The organism is Bacillus sp. E214, assembly GCF_008087365.1.
Classification (GTDB): Bacteria; Bacillota; Bacilli; order Bacillales; family Pradoshiaceae; genus Pradoshia.
In genome coordinates this window covers 233,600-252,834 of the sequence record NZ_VENN01000004.1, presented here as the reverse complement: position 1 = coordinate 252,834, position 19,235 = coordinate 233,600, and the positions used below count along the sequence as shown (strand labels likewise).

Genomic DNA, 19,235 nt, shown 5'->3' with positions numbered 1-19,235 from the left:
TAGATGTTTGATAATAAAGAACTGTTTAAGGAAGCCTTTATATCTAAGCTTGAAATGTCTTATGGAAAAACATTTTCAGAATCGACTCCGCAGGAGCAATATCATACTTTAGGAATTATGATTCGTGAATATATAAGTAAGAATTGGATTAAAACCAATCAATTATATAGAGAAACGAAGACAAAGCAGGTCTACTATTTATCAATTGAATTTTTACTCGGTAGAATTATGGGGAGTAATGTCTTAAATCTTGGCATACAAAAAGTAGTGGAAGACGGGCTTGAGGATTTAGGGATTAGCTTTTCGGAGCTGGAAACACTTGAGCCGGATTCTGCGCTCGGTAATGGTGGGTTAGGCCGATTAGCTGCTTGTTTCATGGATTCCATTGCTTCTTTGGAATTGCCTGGTCATGGATGTGGTATTCGCTATAAATATGGTTTATTTGAGCAAAAAATCATTGATGGCGTACAAGTTGAATATCCAGAGCAATGGCTTCAAAATGGACATGTATGGGAGGTTCGAAAAGCCGATCAGGCAGTAATGGTACCTTTTTGGGGAGAAGTACAATCCTATACAGATTCTGATGGCCGTTTAGGTTTCCGTCATATTGATACAGAGCCAATAATGGCTGTACCTTATGACATACCGGTTGTTGGCTATCAGAATGAAACGGTGAATACACTCAGATTGTGGAATGCTGAGCCTGCCCCGGCTCCTTATCATCGCGATATTATGCGTTACAAGCGTGATACAGAATTGGTATCAGAATTTCTTTATCCGGATGATACAGAAGACAGCGGGAAAATTCTGCGTTTAAAACAACAGTATTTCCTTGTCTCAGCCAGTTTGCATACCATATTAAAGACATACCGCAAAAAGAATATTCCTATGAGCAAATTGCATGAATACGTATCAATACATATAAATGATACTCACCCTGTTCTGGCCATCCCGGAATTAATGAGGATCTTATTGGATGAAGAAAAAATGTCATGGGAAGAAGCATGGGAAGTAACCACAAAAACGATATCTTATACGAATCATACGACGCTTTCTGAGGCATTGGAAAAATGGTCAATTCGTTTATTCCAACCATTATTGCCAAGGATCTTTATGATTGTGAATGAGATTAACGAGCGGTTCTGTCAGCAATTATGGGAGCTGTATCCGGGTGAGTGGCAAAGAATAGAGGATATGGCTATCATTGCTCATGATCAGGTTAAAATGGCCCATCTGGCTATTGCAGGCAGCCATAGTATAAACGGAGTAGCCCATCTGCATACTGAGATTCTCAAGAAGAGAGAAATGAACAATTTCTATCAGGTTTTTCCTGAAAAGTTTAATAATAAAACCAATGGTATTACTCATCGCAGATGGTTATTGAAATCCAATCCAGGACTTTCCCGTTTAATTTCGCAAGCAATCGGCGATAAATGGCAAATTGATCCGGTATATATGAAGGAATTGGAGCGGTTTAGTACGGATTCTTCCTTTTTAGAAGAGCTAATGAAAGTGAAAGCAGACAATAAGAAAAAGCTGGCTAAGCGGATTAAAGAACAAAATGGTATAACCGTTAATCCAGATAGTATTTTTGATGTCCAGGTCAAACGTTTGCACGCGTATAAACGCCAATTGCTAAATGTTCTTCACATTATGTATTTATACAATCGAATGAAGGAAGAGCCAAATTTCAAGCCATATCCGCGTACCTTTATATTTGGAGCTAAAGCATCCCCAGGATACTACTATGCCAAAAAAATTATTAAATTGATTAACACCGTGGCGGATAAAGTAAATAATGATCCGGACACAAAAGATTATATAAAGGTCGTATTTCTCGAAAATTATCGGGTATCTCTGGCTGAAGAAATATTCCCTGCAGCTGAATTAAGTGAACAAATTTCGACTGCAAGTAAAGAAGCATCAGGAACAGGTAATATGAAATTTATGATGAATGGTGCTTTGACCATCGGTACAATGGATGGGGCTAATGTAGAAATCTTTGAGAGAGTCGGAGAAGAACATATCTTTACATTCGGATTATCGTCAGAGGAAGTTATGAATTACAACGCACATGGAGGTTATCACTCCTCAGAATATTATATGCTTGATCGAAGAATTCATCAGGCTGTAAACCAATTAATTAATGGATTCTTCCCGAATACATCTGGAATGTTTGATATGATATATGATTCTCTGCTATTAGAAAATGATCAATATTTTGTATTAAGGGATTTTGGTTCCTATGCAAGTACACAGGAAAAGGTAGAGGCATCTTATCAAGACAAAAAGAAATGGAACTCATCAAGTGTAATAAATATTGCTAATTCAGGATTTTTCTCAAGTGACCGAACAATTCAGGAATATGCAACAGACATCTGGAACGTAAACCCTATAAATCAAAGAAACAAATAAATTATGTAAAATAGATAAAGGCAATCTATATTCCATTGATTAAAGGAATATAGGTTGCCTTTTTACCATGTGTAATGTTTTGAATATGTAGAAGCTACTTTTTGTCATATGTAACTGTTATGAACTATTAATTAGATAATTATCAAATGAAAAACAGCTCACTGGAACTTCTTGGAAGGTTATAGTTATATATAGCAGCAAAGAAAAAAGGACAGCCAATAGGCTGCCTTATTTGTTCTTGTTGTCCACATAACTATCTCTTTTTCGGTAAGGAATATCTCCTAAATTTGACTCTAGGTTTTCATCTTCCAGGCGTTCTTCATAATCGGTTTTTGCATCGCTTTGATATACTTTACGTTCTCCGTCTGGACCATTACCAACGAATGACTCAACTTCATCTGCAAAACCTTCATCCTCTGTTTGATCTGGATAAAGATCTTCATATCCTTTTGCATCTCTAACCATATCGGATGGAGTTTCCGAGGTTCCGTATTGGGCGGCTTCTTGATAACTGTCTGTGTAGTCTTCTATTCGATGATCATATGTTCTTTGAAGGGAATCTGGCTTTGGTGGCTGAATGACATCTTCCTCAATTGGACGGTGATTGCTTAATTCCTGTTTTTTTGAATGCTCGATACAATAGAGAGTGGATGGAATGGCCTCAAGTCTTTCGTATGGAATATCCTTTCCGCACTCTTTACATACACCGTATGTGCCTTCTTCTATTGCAGACAACGCTGTTTCAATTTCATTCAATTGCTCTTCTTCATGTATTTCCAGAGCCACATCTTTTTCACGCTCAAATAATTCTGTACCGAGATCGCCAGGATGATTATCATAGGATGATAGTTCTCCGGATGCTTCACGCTCACTTAGGTCGAGTCGGCTGTTTCTTTTTGTATTTAATTTGCTTTGAAATTCTTCTTTTTGTTCTTTTAATCTATCTGTTATAGCTTGAAGTTGATTTTTACTTAGCATGCTACCACTTCCTTAACTGTAATAAGTAACTTGTATTGTTACATTTACCCCATCACACAGTAGAAAAACATTTAAGAGAAATAGCAAGATTAGAGCAGAAAAAAATAAGCCTCTACTAAGAGGCTTATTAAAAGATTTAGAAGAAGAATCCAATATACATACCAAATGCAAATAAAAGACCATAGAAAGTGTTCGTTTGGCCTGTTGCTTTCATGGCAGGCATCATTTCCGGTGGAGTATCATTGCCAACAAATCCTTTCACGGCTTGTACCGCTTTTGGAATGCTCAATAGCACAAGTAATGTCCAAGGAGAAGTAATACCTGAGAACACTAGTACGAATGCCCATACATAGGAGAGAGCAAACATGGCTGCCAGTACGATAATGGCATTTTTCTTGCCAATGAGGATTGCCAATGTTTTTCGGCCGCCCTTTTTATCCCCGACTCTGTCGCGAATATTATTTGATAACAAAATAGCACCCACAGTCAAAAAGAATGGGACAGTTACGAGCCATGCATCTAATGTCACATTTCCAGTTTGAATAAAATAAGAAATCAAGATAATTAGGCAGCCCATAAAGAAACCGGATGTAATCTCGCCAAATGGGGTATAGGCTATTGGGAGCGGTCCACCAGTATATAAGTATCCCATTGACATTGATAATAATCCGATGAGTACCAACCACCAGCTGCTATTTGCGCATATATAAACACCTATCAGTGCTGATATACCATACAGAACGAGTGCTAATGTAAGAATCGACTTTGGTGATAAACCCTCATGTACGATTCCGCCACCAATCCCAATGGATTCCTCATTATCGAGTCCCTTTTTGAAATCATAATATTCATTAAATAGGTTCGTGGCAATTTGGATAAGCAGTGCGGCAGCCATCATAGCCACAAATAACCCGATATTCAGCGAAGGTATATGTTCATGAGCCAGCGCTGTTCCAACCAACACAGGTGTAAAACCAGCTGTTAATGTGTGTGGCCTGGTTAATTTCCACCATACCCGCCAACTTTTCCTGGGTAATCCTGTCTTCGCAGGAGTATGCGAGTGATCTTGCATTTTGTTAATCCCCTTTACGTTATAAGTTACTAGCGAATAGTGGTAAATCAATATGTTAAACTATTAGTATAAAATATAATATTTTAAGATTTCTACTACTCATATCATTTCCACTATTATTACTATACTAAATCAGTGTAGGTAAATGTGATAGCAAGTGTCAATACATTTATCCTCTATAGTAGACCTGTTAGAAAGTCATAATGGTTCAGGCTTTATGAAAAAGATATTATAATAGTAAGGATCCATATTAATAGGGAAAATAATTTTGATGGTTTGTTTATTGAGATGTACTCCATTCTTGTGAATAGAAGACATTCCATACAGGAGGCAAACGCAATGGAATCGCTATCAAATGGAGATAAGAATATAAGCTTTAAAATGAAAATTAAGAAACTACAAAAATTGACAGCTTAATTTATACAGGTGTATCTTTAAATAGGTTTATTGGATATAGGAGCAACGGAGGGATTTGAATGGCAATAAAGCAAATGACAGATATTCAACAGGGATTGACTGAAGCCTTACATACAGTAAAAAGGATTGCTATGCCAATCTTATTCAGTCATGTTGAGGCCGTTACCAATAAGAAACCGATCGATATCTATCAATCTAGTGAGTGTTTATATAAAGGTGAGCGATTTTACTGGAAAGATCCGGATAATGAATTATATTTAGCCGGGATCGGAAAAGCACATAAGATACAATCTCTTACTAATGGAGAAAAACGTTTTAAAGATATTAAGGAAGAATGGGCCGCCCTAATGGAGTCAGCCATTGTGAATGGGGTTAACTCTGGAAAAGGCACAGGACCTTTATGCTTTGGCGGTTTTTCCTTTAACTCTAAAAATACAGAGCCGGGTTCCAATTGGAGCCAATTTGGCAGTTATTTATTTTATATACCTAAGTTTTTAATTACAGAAACAAATCATGGTTCATACTTAACTTCCTCTATATATTTGACTCCTCATATGTCAGATAAAGAGGTACGCCAATTTATCGAAGATAGAGATGCTTTTTTGTCTATGTCTGATTCTGGCCAAAAAGAAATGCCAGCTATCATAGAACGGCAAGAACATATTGTGGAAGAGTGGAAACAGGCTATACTAAAATCTGTCGAGGATATCCGAAACGGACAGATGGAGAAAATCGTCCTGGCCCGTGAATTAAGTTTGCAATTTGAAGATGAAGTTCCATCTTATAAAGTACTTGAGAATTTAATGATTCAGCAAAACGGAAGCTTTATTTTTGGGCTTGAATCAGGGGATGATTGTTTTATAGGTGCTTCTCCGGAAAGGCTGATTAAAAAAGAGGGGCCGGCTGTATTTTCTGCATGTTTGGCAGGGTCAACGCCAAGAAATGAAGATGAAGAAATTGATTTTGCCCTAGGAAATGAATTATTAAATGATGATAAAAATCGATCCGAGCATCAGTTTGTGGTCAATATGATTAAAGAGGCGATGGAAGAGCATTGCATCGAGATTAATATTCCTGATGCTCCCGTATTAATGAAGCTAAAAAATATACAGCATCTTTATACACCGGTAAATTGTGTGAGTCTGCCCGGCACTTCTGTTTTGGACTTTGTGGAATTGCTTCATCCAACACCTGCTTTGGGAGGTTCGCCAAGAAATATTGCTATGGAGAAAATAGAAAAATATGAAGGTATGGATAGAGGATTTTATGCTGCTCCAATAGGGTGGATAGATATATACGGAAACGGTGACTTTTCTGTAGGAATCCGCTCAGGTTTATTAAAGAAGGATAAAGCATCTCTATATGCGGGCTGTGGGATTGTAGAAAAATCAAATCCCGAAAGTGAATATATGGAGACAAAAGTGAAATTTAAACCCATGCTTTCTGCTTTGGAGGGAAGGAATATATGAATCACCAAGAAGAGCTAACTGCTTTTATAGCATCCTTTGTAGATGAACTAGCCCGAGCGGAAGTGAATGATGTTGTCATTAGTCCGGGATCCAGATCTACACCAATCGCCTATTGTATGGCTGAACATCCGGATATGAATGTTCATATTAATATCGATGAAAGATCGGCCGCCTTTTTTGCGCTTGGGATGGCTAAGGAAAAGAGAAAGCCTGTCGCTTTGTTATGTACATCAGGTACAGCGGCTGCAAACTACTTTCCTGCTATCGTAGAGGCCTATTATTCAAGAGTGCCATTAATTGTTCTTACTGCTGACCGTCCGCATGAATTACGAGATGTTGGAGCACCACAGGCCATCGACCAAATAAACCTTTATGGGAAGCATGTGAAATGGTTTGTAGAAATGTCTCTGCCTGATTCCGGAGAAATGATGCTCCAGTATGCACGCACTGTAGCAAGCAGAGCCATCAGTAATACAATTCTGGAGCCTGCCGGACCTGTTCATGTTAATTTCCCTTTACGAGAGCCACTCATTCCAATCTTAAGCGAAATGGAAAAGTGGATTCGTAGAACGGACCATTCAAATGCGTGTATCGATATTGCACATGGACACCGTAAGCTGGCTGATTCTCAGTTGAATACATATCTTCGTTTAATTAAGGAAAGCGAAAAAGGGATTATTATTTGCGGTCCTATTGACCAACCTGATTTTAAGGAAGCTGTTTTGAATTTCGCTGAAGCAACGGGATATCCGATTCTTGCTGATCCTTTATCGCAATTAAGGGCAGGTGGAAATCAGCACGTAATTGAAACCTATGATACTTTTCTGAAGGAAGAAGCAATACACGGGAAAATTACACCAGATTTAATTATTCGGTTTGGTGCAATGCCAGTTTCTAAACCAGTATTGCAATTTGTGAAAAAGTGTAAACAGACAAATCATATTGTAGTAGATGGGGGCAGCGGCTGGAGAGAGCCAGCGGGAGTAAGTACCCATATGGTTTATTGTGATGAGGCCGCTTTCTGTCACTCGGTTAGAGAAAATCTTACTGTACATGCAAATACAGAAAGAAGAGATTGGCTTTCTCTTTGGCAAGGAATGAATGAAGTGGCGAAAGAAGGGCTGCTGACTATACAGGATGAAACAGGGATGCAGGAAGGTAAATTATTTTCTCTATTGGAAAGTTTACTTCCGGAAAAAGCTAACTTAGTAGTTGGCAATAGCATGCCTATTCGAAACGTAGATTCATTTTTCTTTCAAACAACTAAGCAGATTAGGATATTGGCAAACAGGGGAGCTAACGGGATAGATGGCCTTATCTCAACTGCTGCAGGAATCAGCGCTTCCTCTGAAATACCAACTGTACTGGCACTTGGAGACCTCAGCTTATTTCATGATATGAATGGTTTCCTGGCAGCTAAAATGTATCAATTAAAGCTTCTGGTTTTGGTTGTGAATAATGATGGCGGTGGAATCTTTTCTTACCTGCCTCAGTCTGCTGAAGAAAAACATTTTGAAGAGCTTTTTGGTACGCCTCATGGCTTACACTTTAATCATACAGCTGCTTTGTATGGAGCAAACTATAAAAATCCGGAAACTTGGGAAGAAGTGACTGATTCCATTCAGGACTGGGTAGCCAATCCGGATTTCTGTATTGTTGAAGTTTGTACAAGTCGTTCCTATGATGTGAAAAGATACAGGGAAGTCGTTCAGCATGTTTCCCGGGAAATAAGAATGATGAATGATGGCGAATAAACTCATGTTATCCATTAATGGAGTAAAGTATCACGTGCAATTGCAAGGAGTAGGACAGCCTGTACTTCTTTTGCATGGATTTACGGGTTCCATGAATACGTGGAATACATTTATTCAGGATTACAAACATTGTTTTCAGTTTATCAGTCTGGATCTATTAGGGCATGGTCTGACAGAAGCGCCTATTGATCCTGATAGATATGAAATGCAAAAGGCTGCTAAAGATATTAAGGACATTTTAATCGCTTTAAATATCCAAAGTGCACATATTCTTGGTTATTCGATGGGAGGGAGACTGGCATTGGGGTTTGCTGTTTTATATCCTGAATTTGTTCGGACGCTCATTTTAGAAAGCTCATCACCAGGCTTGGAACATGAAGGCGAACGACTGTCGAGGGCTCATAGTGATGCACAATTGGCAGAACGTATCAGAGAATATGGGATAGATAGTTTTGTAGATGATTGGGAGAAGATTCCGTTATTTGCTTCACAAGAAAGACTGTCGAATGGCAAGAAAGCAGAAATTAGGCAGGAGAGAGTATCCCATACCAGTATTGGCTTGCAAAATAGTTTAATGGGAATGGGTACAGGCTCACAGCCCTCATTTTGGAGTGAATTAAAGGAGTTGGATTTTCCCGTTTTATTGCTCGCGGGAGCATTGGATAAAAAGTTCGTTCAATTGGCCTTAAAAATGCAGAATTGCCTTAATAGATGCCAATTTGAAACAATAAATGACACTGGCCATGCAATACACGTGGAAGAACCCAAAATATTTGGTAGAATAGTAAGTGAGTTTATTAGAGGGAGGAATTAGAAATGGCTTTTGATTGGGTAACCATTCGTACATATGAAGATATTTTATATGAAAGATATAACGGTATTGCTAAAATTACCATCAACCGTCCAGAGGTACGCAATGCATTTCGTCCAAAAACAGTAATGGAATTGATTGATGCTTTTTCCCGTGCCAGGGATGATAAAGAAATAGGTGCTATTATTTTAACAGGCGCAGGTGACATGGCATTCTGTTCTGGCGGTGACCAAAAGGTTCGCGGTCATGGCGGATATGTGGGTGAAGACGAAATTCCTCGTCTGAATGTTCTTGATCTTCAACGCTTGATCCGTGTTATTCCAAAACCTGTTGTGGCAATGGTAGCAGGCTATGCTATTGGCGGAGGTCACGTACTGCATGTTGTATGTGATTTAACAATTGCTGCTGAAAATGCACGTTTTGGCCAAACCGGTCCTAAGGTTGGAAGCTTTGATGCAGGTTATGGTGCAGGATATTTAGCTCGAATCGTAGGCCATAAGAAAGCAAAAGAAATTTGGTTCTTGTGCCGTCAATATGATGCGCAGGAAGCACTTGATATGGGCTTGGTAAACAAAGTAGTTCCATTGGAGCAACTTGAAAAAGAAACGGTGCAATGGTGCGAGGAAATGCTTGAAAAGAGCCCAACTGCCCTTCGTTTCCTAAAAGCAGCTTTCAATGCGGATACAGATGGACTGGCTGGACTTCAGCAGTTGGCAGGCGATGCAACATTGCTTTATTATACAACAGATGAAGCCAAAGAAGGCCGCGATGCTTTTAAAGAAAAGCGCAATCCAGACTTTGACCAATTCCCACGATTCCCTTAATGGAGAACGAAAAACAGCTTGACGCCTACCGTCAGGCTGTTTTTATGTACATGTAAGTATCAGTTAGAGTGATAGAGGTTAATTTGTATTTGTACTTAAAAACGCTTTGATGGTCAGAGAGATCATGAAGGAGTTCAGAGGGAAGGTTGAAAAGATGTTGATGCATGATACGGTTGTTCCGCAGTTTTTGATTCAACGGGCGTATGTGACTCCGGAGCGTACGGCTCTTTCATTTGAGGGAGAGAAGTGGACGTTTAGAGAGTTATATGAAATGGCCCATTTATACGCTCAAAAATTGACGGAGTTGGGTGTTGCGGAAGGTCATGTAATTGGAATTAACATGAAGAATCGGCCGGAGATGGTCTTTACGATACATGCTCTTCTCCTGATTGGCGCCAAAATTGTCCTATTGAATACTCGTTTAACAGATCGGGAAAAAGAGTGGCAATTAGAAGATGCTCAGGCTGATTTTCTCATATCAGAAAACGAAATGTTACTGGATATTTCCGTGCTAAGGCTGGAACAATTAGAGAAGGCTAAGGCAAAGTCATTTGAAGAAAAGAAGAACTTATCGTTTAATCAAACGGCAACTATTATGTACACATCAGGTACGACTGGTAAGCCTAAGGCCGTTCAGCAAACGATGGGAAACCATTATTGGAGTGCGATTGGGTCTGCTCTAAATTTAGGGTTGCGCGATGATGATAAATGGCTTTGCTTTATGCCGCTATTCCATATAAGTGGTTTATCTATCCTTTTAAGATCAGTCATTTATGGGATAGAGACTGTTTTGCAAAGAGGATTCGACCCTGTACAAGCAAATGAAGCTATTTGGAAAGAGAAGATTACGATTTGCTCGGTTGTGACGAATACTTTGACAAGAATGCTTGAAGATTTAGGAGAAAGGACATACCCTGAGGAATTTCGCTGTATGCTGTTAGGGGGCGGCTCAGCACCTATGGCGTTGTTGAAAAAGGCTACGGATAAAAACACACCTGTCTTTCAAACATATGGTATGACAGAAACATGCTCTCAAATCGTCACGCTGGCTCCTGAAGATGCAACGCGAAAACTGGGCTCTGCCGGTAAGCCATTATTGCCATGTGAGATAAAAATTATTGTGGATGGAAGGATTGCTGCAGTTGGTGTACCGGGAGAGATTGCAGTAAAAGGCCCAAATGTAACTCCGGGGTATCTTCATGGAAGGGCACCGGAATCTTTCCAGGATGGCTGGTTTTATACAGGTGATATCGGTTATATCGACGAGGAAGGGTATTTGTTTGTCATTGATAGACGCTCTGATTTAATTATTTCTGGTGGAGAAAACATTTATCCGGCTGAAATAGAATCCGTTTTGATGGAGCATCCTTTCGTAAAAGAAGCGGGAGTCATTGGTCTTAGCGATGATGAATGGGGAGCCGTTCCAGCAGCCGTAATAGTCCCCCATCCAGCGAGCCATTTACAACAGACAGAGATCATCGAATTTTGTGAATCCAGGCTGGCGCGATATAAAATTCCTAAAAAAGTAGTGATGGGTAAGGAGTTACCCCGTAATGCTTCAAACAAAATAGTGAGAAGAGAGTTAATTAATTTTTTTAGTTAATTCTGAATATTGGGTGTTGGACTTATTCAATTCGGCTATCAAATCCTGTATAATGGAAAAAAAGACATAAGAAGGCGGGGAAGAAATGGCTCGTTCGAAAAAACAATACTTGATTGCTGAGATCTTGTTGCGTCGCGGACTCCCATTATCAGTTATAACCGCAATAACAAATGTGGCAGAAAAAGAAGTTGTCGAATTAGTAAAGAAAAGTTACTAAGGGAAAAGCGCCTGGGTCACAGGGCGCTTTTCTTTATTGATTTATTTCTTCTTCCAGTAAACCTAATTCCAATCCCCGTTTAGCTATAAGCTGGTCTACTTCCTTCGGTAATTCATCAAGGGATCCGAATTCGGTACTCCAATAATTCGTAAAAGAGTCCACGCATATAGGAAATGTTAAGGAATTGGAATTTTGTAAATCCTCGTTAAAATTTCGGAGTATGTGATTGATATCCATTTATGACAGCCTTTCGTTTATAAAAAGTCAGCTGGGCGAAAGGTTTTGCATCCAGTATCGCCACTTTTATAAGCACGTTCCTCTGAATACATATTTACTTGAATTTTTTCTGCTGCACATTTATTCCCTTGTTTCCAAAAGTGGCAGGAATTCACAGAGCATTTAACACCATTTGGCATAAAAATCTCTCCTTTCTTTTGTTAGAATGCTTCTTTTCACCTCTTATATGTAAAGTAAATACAGGAAGAAAAAAGCCCGAATCTAAAAGAATTCGGGCTTTTACGTGATTAATCATTTAAAGCTTTTTGCAGTGAGTCTAAATTATCCTTCGCGATTGAAAAATAATCGCGTTCTGAATCAATATCATCCTGAGTCAGGATAGATAGATTATGAATAGGCAATGCAGTCAAATTAGCCTCTTTTTTAATAATATCCGTTAATTTACTATTTATATTCTGTTCAACTAAAATATATTTAAGTTGATGTTCCTTGGCAGTATCCACTAACTTCTCAAGTGATTTTTGAGTAGGCTCTTCGGATGTAGATATACCGGAGACGCTTATTTGATCTACATCATAACGTTCTTCCCAGTATCCAAACGCAGCATGAGAAACAAGGAATTCATCATGAGGTGCTTCGCTGAATACCTTTGTATATTCTGTATTTAACTCATCGAACTTTTTAGCCAGTGTTTCGTAATTTTCCTCGAAGGCACTTTTTTGTTCAGGCATTTTCTCAATCAGTGTGTCTTTAATATGTTCAGCCATTTCTTTTGCATATAGCGGATCTATCCATAAGTGCGGATCGACTGTACCATGATTATGGCCGTCGTCTTCGTGCTCATGATCTTCATGTTCGTGCTCTTCATGTCCATGAGTATCAAGATTTACTTTTTCACCAATAGCTATCATTTCCACATTTTCGTTTCCCAATGTTTTGGTCACGTTATTTACAAAGCCTTCTAAATTGTATCCAACGTAATAAAATAAATCAGACTCTGCGATATTGATAATATCTTTTTGTGTTGGTTCAAATGTATGTTCATCTACACCTGCCGGATAGATAGAAGATACATTTACATGTTCACCACCTATTTGCTCAGCCATATACTGTAATGGATAAACAGTTGTATAAATAGAAAGCTGGTTTTCATTTTTAGTATCAGCCGTGCTATTATCGCTGTTGCATCCGGAAAGAAAAATAGATGCACCAAGTATGAGTGCGAATATAAATGATATTTTTTTCAATGTAGTATCCTCCTGTTAATCGTATTCATTACGATTTGTTAAGCGAAAATATAAATCGAAAAGATTACGATTTGCATATCTAGTATGATACACGGCTTTTTCTTGTAAATCAAGAGTCTTTTTTTTCTTGTTTTTCAGGTACAGGATCAAACCCGCCGGCATGCAGTGGATGGCATTTAGAGATTCGTTTTATGGTTAGCCAGGTCCCCTTTACTGGTCCGAAACGCTCAATTGCTTCAAGGCCATATTGAGAACATGTTGGATAAAATCTACAACTTGGCGGCTTCATAGGTGAAATGGCCACTTGATAAAAACGGACTAGTTTTAGTAATATTTTTTTCATAATATGAACTTCCTTAATTAGAATGTTTAGATACAACCATATCATAATGCCTGAAAGGGCAAACTTCAAACTTTAGAGATGAAATATTGATGGAGAAAAGGTAAAATTAGTAATAAGTTTAAAAGGAGGTTTTATAATGCCATCTGTTGAAAGTTTTGATTTGGACCATAATGCTGTTAAGGCCCCGTATGTTCGTCATTGTGGTGTTCATAAAGTAGGAAGCGATGGAGTTGTTAACAAATTTGATATTCGTTTCTGCCAGCCAAATAAACAGGCCATGAAGCCAGATGCGATTCACACTTTAGAGCATCTGTTGGCGTTTAATATCAGGAAATATTCTGAGGGTTATTCTCACTTTGATATCATTGATATTTCACCCATGGGATGCCAAACTGGATTTTATTTGGTGGTCAGCGGTGAGCCAACTGTTGAAGAAATCATAGATGTGCTTGATAAAACCATGAAAGAAGCTGTTGAGATAACTGATATTCCCGCGGCTAACGAAAAACAATGCGGTCAAGCCAAGCTTCATGACCTTGAAGGTGCAAAAAAGTTGATGAGATTTTGGCTGACACAAAGCAAAGAAGATTTAAAACAAGTATTTGCATAAACAAAGTCGAATCCCCTTTTTATCTGGGGATTCTTTTTTGCGCTTATTCATGTGGTTCAGATGTGCGAACCTCTTCTTTACCACTCAAATGCGGATTTTGATCTAATGGATCAATAGTGTGCTTGTATTCGTATGCTTTTGTTGTGACAAGTGCAGTAACCCCTATTATTAGGACTATAATAATTGCCCCTATTATAAATATTCCTGTCATCCCCATATGCTTTCCCCCAGTCTTTATGACCTCTATTATATCATTGCTGTTACATAGAAATGACCTATATCTTACCATATCGTTTTTCGGGGTCTCTGTGAATTTATTTAAAAAACTAAAAAAACCTCCTATTTTTAGAAGGTTTCGCTATGTAATCCTATCTTAGTGCAAATATTTTGATACAGGCGGCTGTACATCATCATTTGCAAATCGCTTTTTAAGGCTATCAATTATGTATATCCCCATTAAATTATATAGCTCCCGATCTTCCAGTTCATTAATTAATTGCATAACATCCTTACGATCAAGCTGTTCTAAAACGGCTAAAGCCAAAATATCAATATCTTCATCATCGCCAGTTAGTTTATCTCGATACAATTGGTATAGTTCATCAATGAAATTCACTGCTAAGAACTCCTTTCAATTTTTAGATCACGATTCATATAGTAATTATTTACCCCAACCTTTATAAATGTACTCTACTTATATTGAAAATATTATTGATTCCATCCTTCATGACTATATTTGTTATATTTTTAAGAAAGTGTGTTGTAAAAGTAAGCTTCTAATTGATTTATTCCTTATAAATTATATAAGAGCCAGTTTTGCTATAATTGAAAGAAACAATTAAGAGAGAAGTGTAGAGATAGATGGACATATTTAAGGATATCCATGGAAATAATGTCTATTTTCATGATGAACAAGGTCAATTTGAAAAAGAAGCTCGTCATGTATTCGTCATATGCCGCTATAAAGGGAAATGGGTTCTTACCAACCATTCCAAAAGAGGGCTTGAATTTCCCGGAGGCAAGGTGGAAAACAATGAAACCCCTGTTCAGGCTGCCATACGTGAAGTATATGAGGAAACAGGGGGAGAAGCAAAGCAGTTAATTCCAATTGGCGAGTATAAAGTACTCGACCCAGCGGGTTCCTTTGTTAAAGCAGTATTTTATGCCGAGCTTACTGCCCTTACGAAGAAAGAAGATTATCTGGAAACAGAAGGGCCCGTTTTACTGTCAGAACTGCCACATGATTTTCAAACGAGCACCCAATATAGCTTCATTATGAAGGATCAGGTTGTTTTGAAATGTCTGGATAAAATAAGCCGGTTAAAATTTTTATGATAAGCGGTCGCGGATTAACTTAGCTTCAACAAACTCGACCATTTTATACATAATCGTTGCAAATACAGCTATAACGAGTAATGCCATTAAAACAAGGGTGAAATTAAATACCTGGAATCCATAAATGATTAGATAGCCAAGTCCTTGTGAAGAAACAAGAAATTCTCCAACTATGACACCAACCCAGGCTAAACCAACATTAACCTTTAGTGTCGATATAATGACTGGAAAGGAATACGGCAAGACAGCTTCCTTGAAGATGTGCATGCGGCGAGCATTAAACGTTTCCATTACCTTTATATAATTGGGATCGATTTCCTTGAAGCTCGTGTAGACGACTATAGTCGTAACGATAACTGAGATAATGATTCCATTGGTGATAATGGATATTAATCCAGGGCCCATCGCCACAATAATAATGGGTCCAAGGGCTACCTTAGGCATAGCATTGAAGATGACTAAATAGGGATCCAGGACCTTTGAAAGCATTGGAGACCACCACAAGGCAACAGCTAGCAGTGTCCCTAGTAGAGTGCCTAAAATAAAGCTGATGACTGTTTCGAACAAGGTAAGTCCGAGATGGCTGAGCAAACTGCCATCCTGTATTTTTTCAATCAGCATTTCAACGACATTGGAAGGTGAACTGAACAGGAGGGGATCTATCCAGTAAAAATGGCTGGCTATTTCCCAAAGAGCAAAAAATAAAACAAAGATAACACCCTGATACAGCCATACTTTATGCTGGTTGGTTTTTAATTGTTGGATATAGTTCTTGTGAAGGGTATTAATTTTAAGTTTATTATCCGTCAAGCTGCTCCATCTCCTTCCATATAAGCTGGAACACATCTGAAAAGGCTGGATGATTTCTTGCATTAAATGGGGATAGCCCTTTTAACTCGTTTGGAATATCAAATTCTTTGTGAATTTTTCCTGGTTTTGGAGAGAGGAGGAAGACACGATCACTCATGGCTACTGCTTCTCCTATATCGTGAGTAACTAAAATAGCCGTTTTTTTAAACGATTTTAATGTACTTGATACGATATCTTCAAGCTTTAGTTTGGTTTGTAAATCTAAAGCAGAAAAAGGTTCATCTAAGAGGAGCAGAGTAGGGTTAGTGGCCAAAGTTCTAACTAGGGCAACTCGTTGGCGCATTCCTCCTGATAGCTCCCTTGGAAATTTAGTCAATACATCCTTCAGGCCGATTTCTTCTAATAGTGATATGGTTTGTTCTTCGTGCTTTTGGTCGAGCTGCTTTAATAATTTTAATCCTATCAATATATTTTCTTTAATGGTCTTCCAGGGAAATAAATAATCCTGCTGCAGCATATATCCAATATCCTGGCGATGGATGAGGACATCCTTCCCGTATAGCTTAACACTTCCTTCGGTTGGCTTAAAAAGGCCAGATATAATGGATAGAAGGGTTGTTTTACCGCAGCCGCTTGGGCCAAGGAAGGAGATGAATTCTCCCTCCTCAATACTCATTGATATATTCTCTAAAGCAATTGATGTTTGCGATTTAGATAAATAGAGATGAGATACATTCTCTATCGACAATAAAGGCATAATCCCTGCCTCCTTAGCTCCTATTTTGAAACTTCTTCAGCGATTTCTGTATTTACGAGTGTTTTATGATCGATATAGGAATCGATTTCTCCTGCTTCTTTCATGATATCCTGCAGATTTAACCATTCTTCCTCATCAAGAATTGGATTTAAGGCAAAGGACTCCTGTGACTTGTAACGGTCAATGGCCATTTCAATAATCTCTACGTCTGTATCTTCAAAATATGGGAGAATAGCTTTTGCTACTTCAGCGGAATCTGTTTCTTCAACCCATTTTTGTGCTTTATAAATCGCTTTTGTAAAACGGTTAACGATATCTTCATTTTCCTTCATATAGCTTTCCTTTGCCATGAAGGTGGTGTATGGAACATGGCCGGATTCTTTTCCAAAGGAAGCGACAATATGTCCTTTTCCTTCTTTTTCAAAAACACTTGCCTGAGGTTCGAATAGCTGTACATAATCACCTGTTCCTGATGCAAAGGCATTGGCGACATTGGCAAAATCAATATTTTGAATTAATTTCAAATCCTTTTGAGGATCAATGCTGTGTTTTTTCAGTACAAACTCTCCAACCATTTGTGGCATACCGCCTTTCCTCTGTCCGAGAAATGTACTGCCCTTTAGCATGTTCCAGTTAAATTCCTCTATTTTTTCTCTGGATACAAGAAAAGTTCCATCTGTTTGAGTTAATTGGGCAAAATTAATAACAGGATCTCTTGAATTTTGTCCATGAACATAAATAGAAGTTTCTGAGCCAACAAGCACGATATCAGCTCCGCCTGATAGTAGAGCAGTCATTGTCTTATCACCGCCCCATGCAGTCTGCAGGTCTACATCAAGCCCTTCGTCCTTAAAAAATCCTTTGGCCAGGGCGACATATTCAGGTGCATAAAAAATAGAGCGTGTGACTTCTGCTACTTTGACTTTTGTCAATTCTTCAGTCGACTTATTTTCTTTACAGGCCGATAAACTAAAGATGAGCAGAATGGACAGCATACAGAAGAAGCTGGTTTTAAGATAATATTTCAAGGGAATTTCCTCCTTAGTAGGCAGTATGTATGCCAAAGTGTAGTTAATCGTATTGTATGTGTGGTATATATTTGTGTGAATGCCTATAGAACTTTGTAAAGGAGCCCGGATTATGGATGAAGTAAAATCATCGCTAGGTAGTATCGTAGATAGAAGTCGATATCCATCGCCACATCCGGATATAAATCTATATATTGTCACGTATTTATCGAATGGGTTAAGGGTTAAGGGGCTATTAGCTGAGCCAAAAAAAAATGATGAAATAATGGACGGATTTTTATATTTACGCGGAGGCATTAAAAATGTTGGGAAGGTCCGTCCAGGGCGTATCATTCAATTCGCAAGTCAGGGGTTTGTTGTTTTTGCCCCCTTTTATCGTGGCAACCAGGGTGGAGAAGGAGAGGAAGATTTTGCAGGAGAAGATCGTTGGGATGCTATTGCAGGTTTTGAACTTTTAAAGCAACATCCCAAGGTTAATCCAAAAAAGGTCCATATTTTTGGATTTTCTCGAGGCGGGATTATGGCCTTGTGGACAGCTATATACTGCCAGGACGCTGCTTCACTTGTCACGTGGGGGGGAGTTTCCGATATGGTTCTGACCTACATAGAGAGAATTGATTTAAGAAGAATGCTGAAAAGGGTCATTGGAGGTACGCCAAACAAGGTGCCGGATGAATATAAAGCCCGTACACCCTTGTATGAAATTGAAAAAATACCATGTAATGTTCTAATTATTCATGGCGAGAAGGATAAGAACGTTTCGGTTGAACATGCCAATCTATTAAGAAACAGACTGCAGGATCTCGGCAAGAGCGTCGATGTGTGGTACCTTAAGGACTATACACATTATCTACCTCCTAGAATAAATCGGCAAATCGTCACGGATTTAACGAAATGGATGAAAGAAGCCGCTTCAAATGATACCATTGAAATAAATAAATGAAGCAGGGGAGTGAGAGAATTGGGTATGCCAATGGAATTGAATACTCTTATAGTGACAAAGGCTAATGAAAAAAGGGTTGAGGAAAATCTATTCGTCCTAAAAAAAGAAGGATACCGCCTATATCCAATTGAAATTCCGATTGATATCCGAAAAACTCTGGATGGAGAATCGAGAGGAACGGCACGGATAAAAAAAGTGGAATGGGAAAATAACTGCACAACCATTACATATGAGTTGATTTCTTTAAATTCCAGTAACTAAATTGAATAGAAACTAAAGAAAACAAACCTTCATCCAGAATTACATTGGGCGGTGGGTTTGTTTTTAAATTTAGACAAATAAAATAGTGCCTCAGGAAAGCCATT

The 19,235-nt window shown here is 38.5% G+C and carries 22 protein-coding genes; 11 read left to right on the top strand and 11 right to left on the bottom strand.

What is annotated here, in order from left to right; genetic code table 11:
- Window positions 1-3: 3 nt before the first annotated feature.
- A complete protein-coding gene (locus FHY47_RS15125) occupies window positions 4-2,415 on the top strand; it encodes a glycogen/starch/alpha-glucan phosphorylase (protein WP_066109224.1) in 2,412 nt (803 codons plus the stop codon).
- Between the two features lie 228 nt (window positions 2,416-2,643).
- On the opposite strand, the gene FHY47_RS15120 is transcribed toward FHY47_RS15125, so the two are convergent.
- Together FHY47_RS15120 and FHY47_RS15115 are read right to left on the bottom strand one after the other, a co-directional pair.
- Entirely contained in the window at window positions 2,644-3,393 is a 750-nt protein-coding gene (locus FHY47_RS15120) for a TraR/DksA C4-type zinc finger protein (RefSeq protein ID WP_066109223.1), read from the bottom strand.
- Between the two features lie 136 nt (window positions 3,394-3,529).
- Entirely contained in the window at window positions 3,530-4,465 is a 936-nt protein-coding gene (locus FHY47_RS15115; protein ID WP_066109220.1) for a 1,4-dihydroxy-2-naphthoate polyprenyltransferase, read from the bottom strand.
- A gap of 476 nt (window positions 4,466-4,941) precedes the next feature.
- Here FHY47_RS15115 and FHY47_RS15110 point away from each other — a divergent pair, with 476 nt between their 5' ends.
- From FHY47_RS15110 to FHY47_RS19335, 6 genes are all read left to right on the top strand, one after another.
- Window positions 4,942-6,351: an isochorismate synthase gene (locus tag FHY47_RS15110; protein WP_148631038.1), complete on the top strand. Its 1,410-nt coding sequence runs from the start codon at window positions 4,942-4,944 to the stop codon at window positions 6,349-6,351.
- The gene (gene menD / locus FHY47_RS15105) at window positions 6,348-8,105 is read left to right on the top strand and encodes a 2-succinyl-5-enolpyruvyl-6-hydroxy-3-cyclohexene-1-carboxylic-acid synthase (RefSeq protein ID WP_066109215.1); all 1,758 of its coding nucleotides are present in this window, start codon (window positions 6,348-6,350) and stop codon (window positions 8,103-8,105) included. Before FHY47_RS15110 ends, menD begins: the two co-directional genes overlap by 4 nt.
- A complete protein-coding gene (menH, locus tag FHY47_RS15100) occupies window positions 8,095-8,919 on the top strand; it encodes a 2-succinyl-6-hydroxy-2,4-cyclohexadiene-1-carboxylate synthase (RefSeq protein ID WP_257469185.1) in 825 nt (274 codons plus the stop codon). Before menD ends, menH begins: the two co-directional genes overlap by 11 nt.
- Before the next feature lie 2 nt (window positions 8,920-8,921).
- A complete protein-coding gene (gene menB / locus FHY47_RS15095; RefSeq protein ID WP_066109208.1) occupies window positions 8,922-9,740 on the top strand; it encodes a 1,4-dihydroxy-2-naphthoyl-CoA synthase in 819 nt (272 codons plus the stop codon).
- A 124-nt stretch (window positions 9,741-9,864) separates the two neighbouring features.
- Window positions 9,865-11,343 carry an o-succinylbenzoate--CoA ligase gene (locus tag FHY47_RS15090; protein WP_225983620.1) on the top strand — a complete coding sequence of 493 codons (1,479 nt, stop codon included), beginning with the start codon at window positions 9,865-9,867 and terminating at the stop codon, window positions 11,341-11,343.
- A gap of 85 nt (window positions 11,344-11,428) precedes the next feature.
- Complete coding sequence (locus FHY47_RS19335) at window positions 11,429-11,560, top strand: hypothetical protein (protein WP_257469186.1); 132 nt, start codon at window positions 11,429-11,431, stop codon at window positions 11,558-11,560.
- 33 nt (window positions 11,561-11,593) lie between these two features.
- On the opposite strand, the gene FHY47_RS15085 is transcribed toward FHY47_RS19335, so the two are convergent.
- From FHY47_RS15085 to yidD, 4 genes are all read right to left on the bottom strand, one after another.
- The gene (locus FHY47_RS15085) at window positions 11,594-11,797 is read right to left on the bottom strand and encodes a hypothetical protein (protein ID WP_066109205.1); all 204 of its coding nucleotides are present in this window, start codon (window positions 11,795-11,797) and stop codon (window positions 11,594-11,596) included.
- Between the two features lie 17 nt (window positions 11,798-11,814).
- On the bottom strand, window positions 11,815-11,976 hold the full coding sequence (locus tag FHY47_RS15080) for a DUF1540 domain-containing protein (RefSeq protein ID WP_077248189.1): 162 nt from the start codon (window positions 11,974-11,976) through the stop codon (window positions 11,815-11,817).
- Between the two features lie 108 nt (window positions 11,977-12,084).
- Window positions 12,085-13,044: a metal ABC transporter solute-binding protein, Zn/Mn family gene (locus FHY47_RS15075; protein ID WP_066109202.1), complete on the bottom strand. Its 960-nt coding sequence runs from the start codon at window positions 13,042-13,044 to the stop codon at window positions 12,085-12,087.
- Between the two features lie 109 nt (window positions 13,045-13,153).
- A complete protein-coding gene (gene yidD / locus FHY47_RS15070; RefSeq protein WP_066109201.1) occupies window positions 13,154-13,387 on the bottom strand; it encodes a membrane protein insertion efficiency factor YidD in 234 nt (77 codons plus the stop codon).
- Between the two features lie 136 nt (window positions 13,388-13,523).
- Between yidD and FHY47_RS15065 the strand changes: the two genes are divergently transcribed.
- Window positions 13,524-13,997 carry an S-ribosylhomocysteine lyase gene (locus tag FHY47_RS15065; protein WP_066109199.1) on the top strand — a complete coding sequence of 158 codons (474 nt, stop codon included), beginning with the start codon at window positions 13,524-13,526 and terminating at the stop codon, window positions 13,995-13,997.
- A 43-nt stretch (window positions 13,998-14,040) separates the two neighbouring features.
- Here FHY47_RS15065 and ytzI read toward each other — a convergent pair whose 3' ends face one another.
- Both ytzI and FHY47_RS15055 read right to left on the bottom strand, forming a co-directional pair.
- Window positions 14,041-14,214 carry a YtzI protein gene (ytzI, locus tag FHY47_RS15060; RefSeq protein WP_139063879.1) on the bottom strand — a complete coding sequence of 58 codons (174 nt, stop codon included), beginning with the start codon at window positions 14,212-14,214 and terminating at the stop codon, window positions 14,041-14,043.
- Window positions 14,215-14,370: 156 nt separating this feature from the next.
- The gene (locus FHY47_RS15055) at window positions 14,371-14,613 is read right to left on the bottom strand and encodes a DUF6154 family protein (protein ID WP_066109196.1); all 243 of its coding nucleotides are present in this window, start codon (window positions 14,611-14,613) and stop codon (window positions 14,371-14,373) included.
- A gap of 245 nt (window positions 14,614-14,858) precedes the next feature.
- On the opposite strand from FHY47_RS15055, the gene ytkD reads away from it, so the two are divergent.
- Window positions 14,859-15,332, top strand: coding sequence for an RNA deprotection pyrophosphohydrolase (gene ytkD, locus FHY47_RS15050; RefSeq protein WP_066109192.1), 474 nt, complete (start codon window positions 14,859-14,861; stop codon window positions 15,330-15,332).
- Here ytkD and FHY47_RS15045 read toward each other — a convergent pair.
- Genes FHY47_RS15045 through FHY47_RS15035 form a run of 3 tightly spaced genes read right to left on the bottom strand, consistent with a single transcriptional unit; the run spans window position 15,327 to window position 17,927 of the window.
- Window positions 15,327-16,142 carry an ABC transporter permease gene (locus tag FHY47_RS15045; protein WP_066109189.1) on the bottom strand — a complete coding sequence of 272 codons (816 nt, stop codon included), beginning with the start codon at window positions 16,140-16,142 and terminating at the stop codon, window positions 15,327-15,329. The genes ytkD and FHY47_RS15045 overlap by 6 nt on opposite strands.
- On the bottom strand, window positions 16,132-16,899 hold the full coding sequence (locus FHY47_RS15040) for an ABC transporter ATP-binding protein (protein WP_066109186.1): 768 nt from the start codon (window positions 16,897-16,899) through the stop codon (window positions 16,132-16,134). Before FHY47_RS15040 ends, FHY47_RS15045 begins: the two co-directional genes overlap by 11 nt.
- 20 nt (window positions 16,900-16,919) lie before the next feature.
- Entirely contained in the window at window positions 16,920-17,927 is a 1,008-nt protein-coding gene (locus FHY47_RS15035; RefSeq protein ID WP_395940474.1) for an ABC transporter substrate-binding protein, read from the bottom strand.
- 112 nt (window positions 17,928-18,039) lie between these two features.
- Between FHY47_RS15035 and FHY47_RS15030 the strand changes: the two genes are divergently transcribed.
- The gene (locus FHY47_RS15030; RefSeq protein WP_066109183.1) at window positions 18,040-18,870 is read left to right on the top strand and encodes an alpha/beta hydrolase family protein; all 831 of its coding nucleotides are present in this window, start codon (window positions 18,040-18,042) and stop codon (window positions 18,868-18,870) included.
- A gap of 18 nt (window positions 18,871-18,888) precedes the next feature.
- Window positions 18,889-19,131 carry a DUF2584 domain-containing protein gene (locus FHY47_RS15025; RefSeq protein ID WP_066109181.1) on the top strand — a complete coding sequence of 81 codons (243 nt, stop codon included), beginning with the start codon at window positions 18,889-18,891 and terminating at the stop codon, window positions 19,129-19,131.
- Window positions 19,132-19,235: the final 104 nt, after the last annotated feature.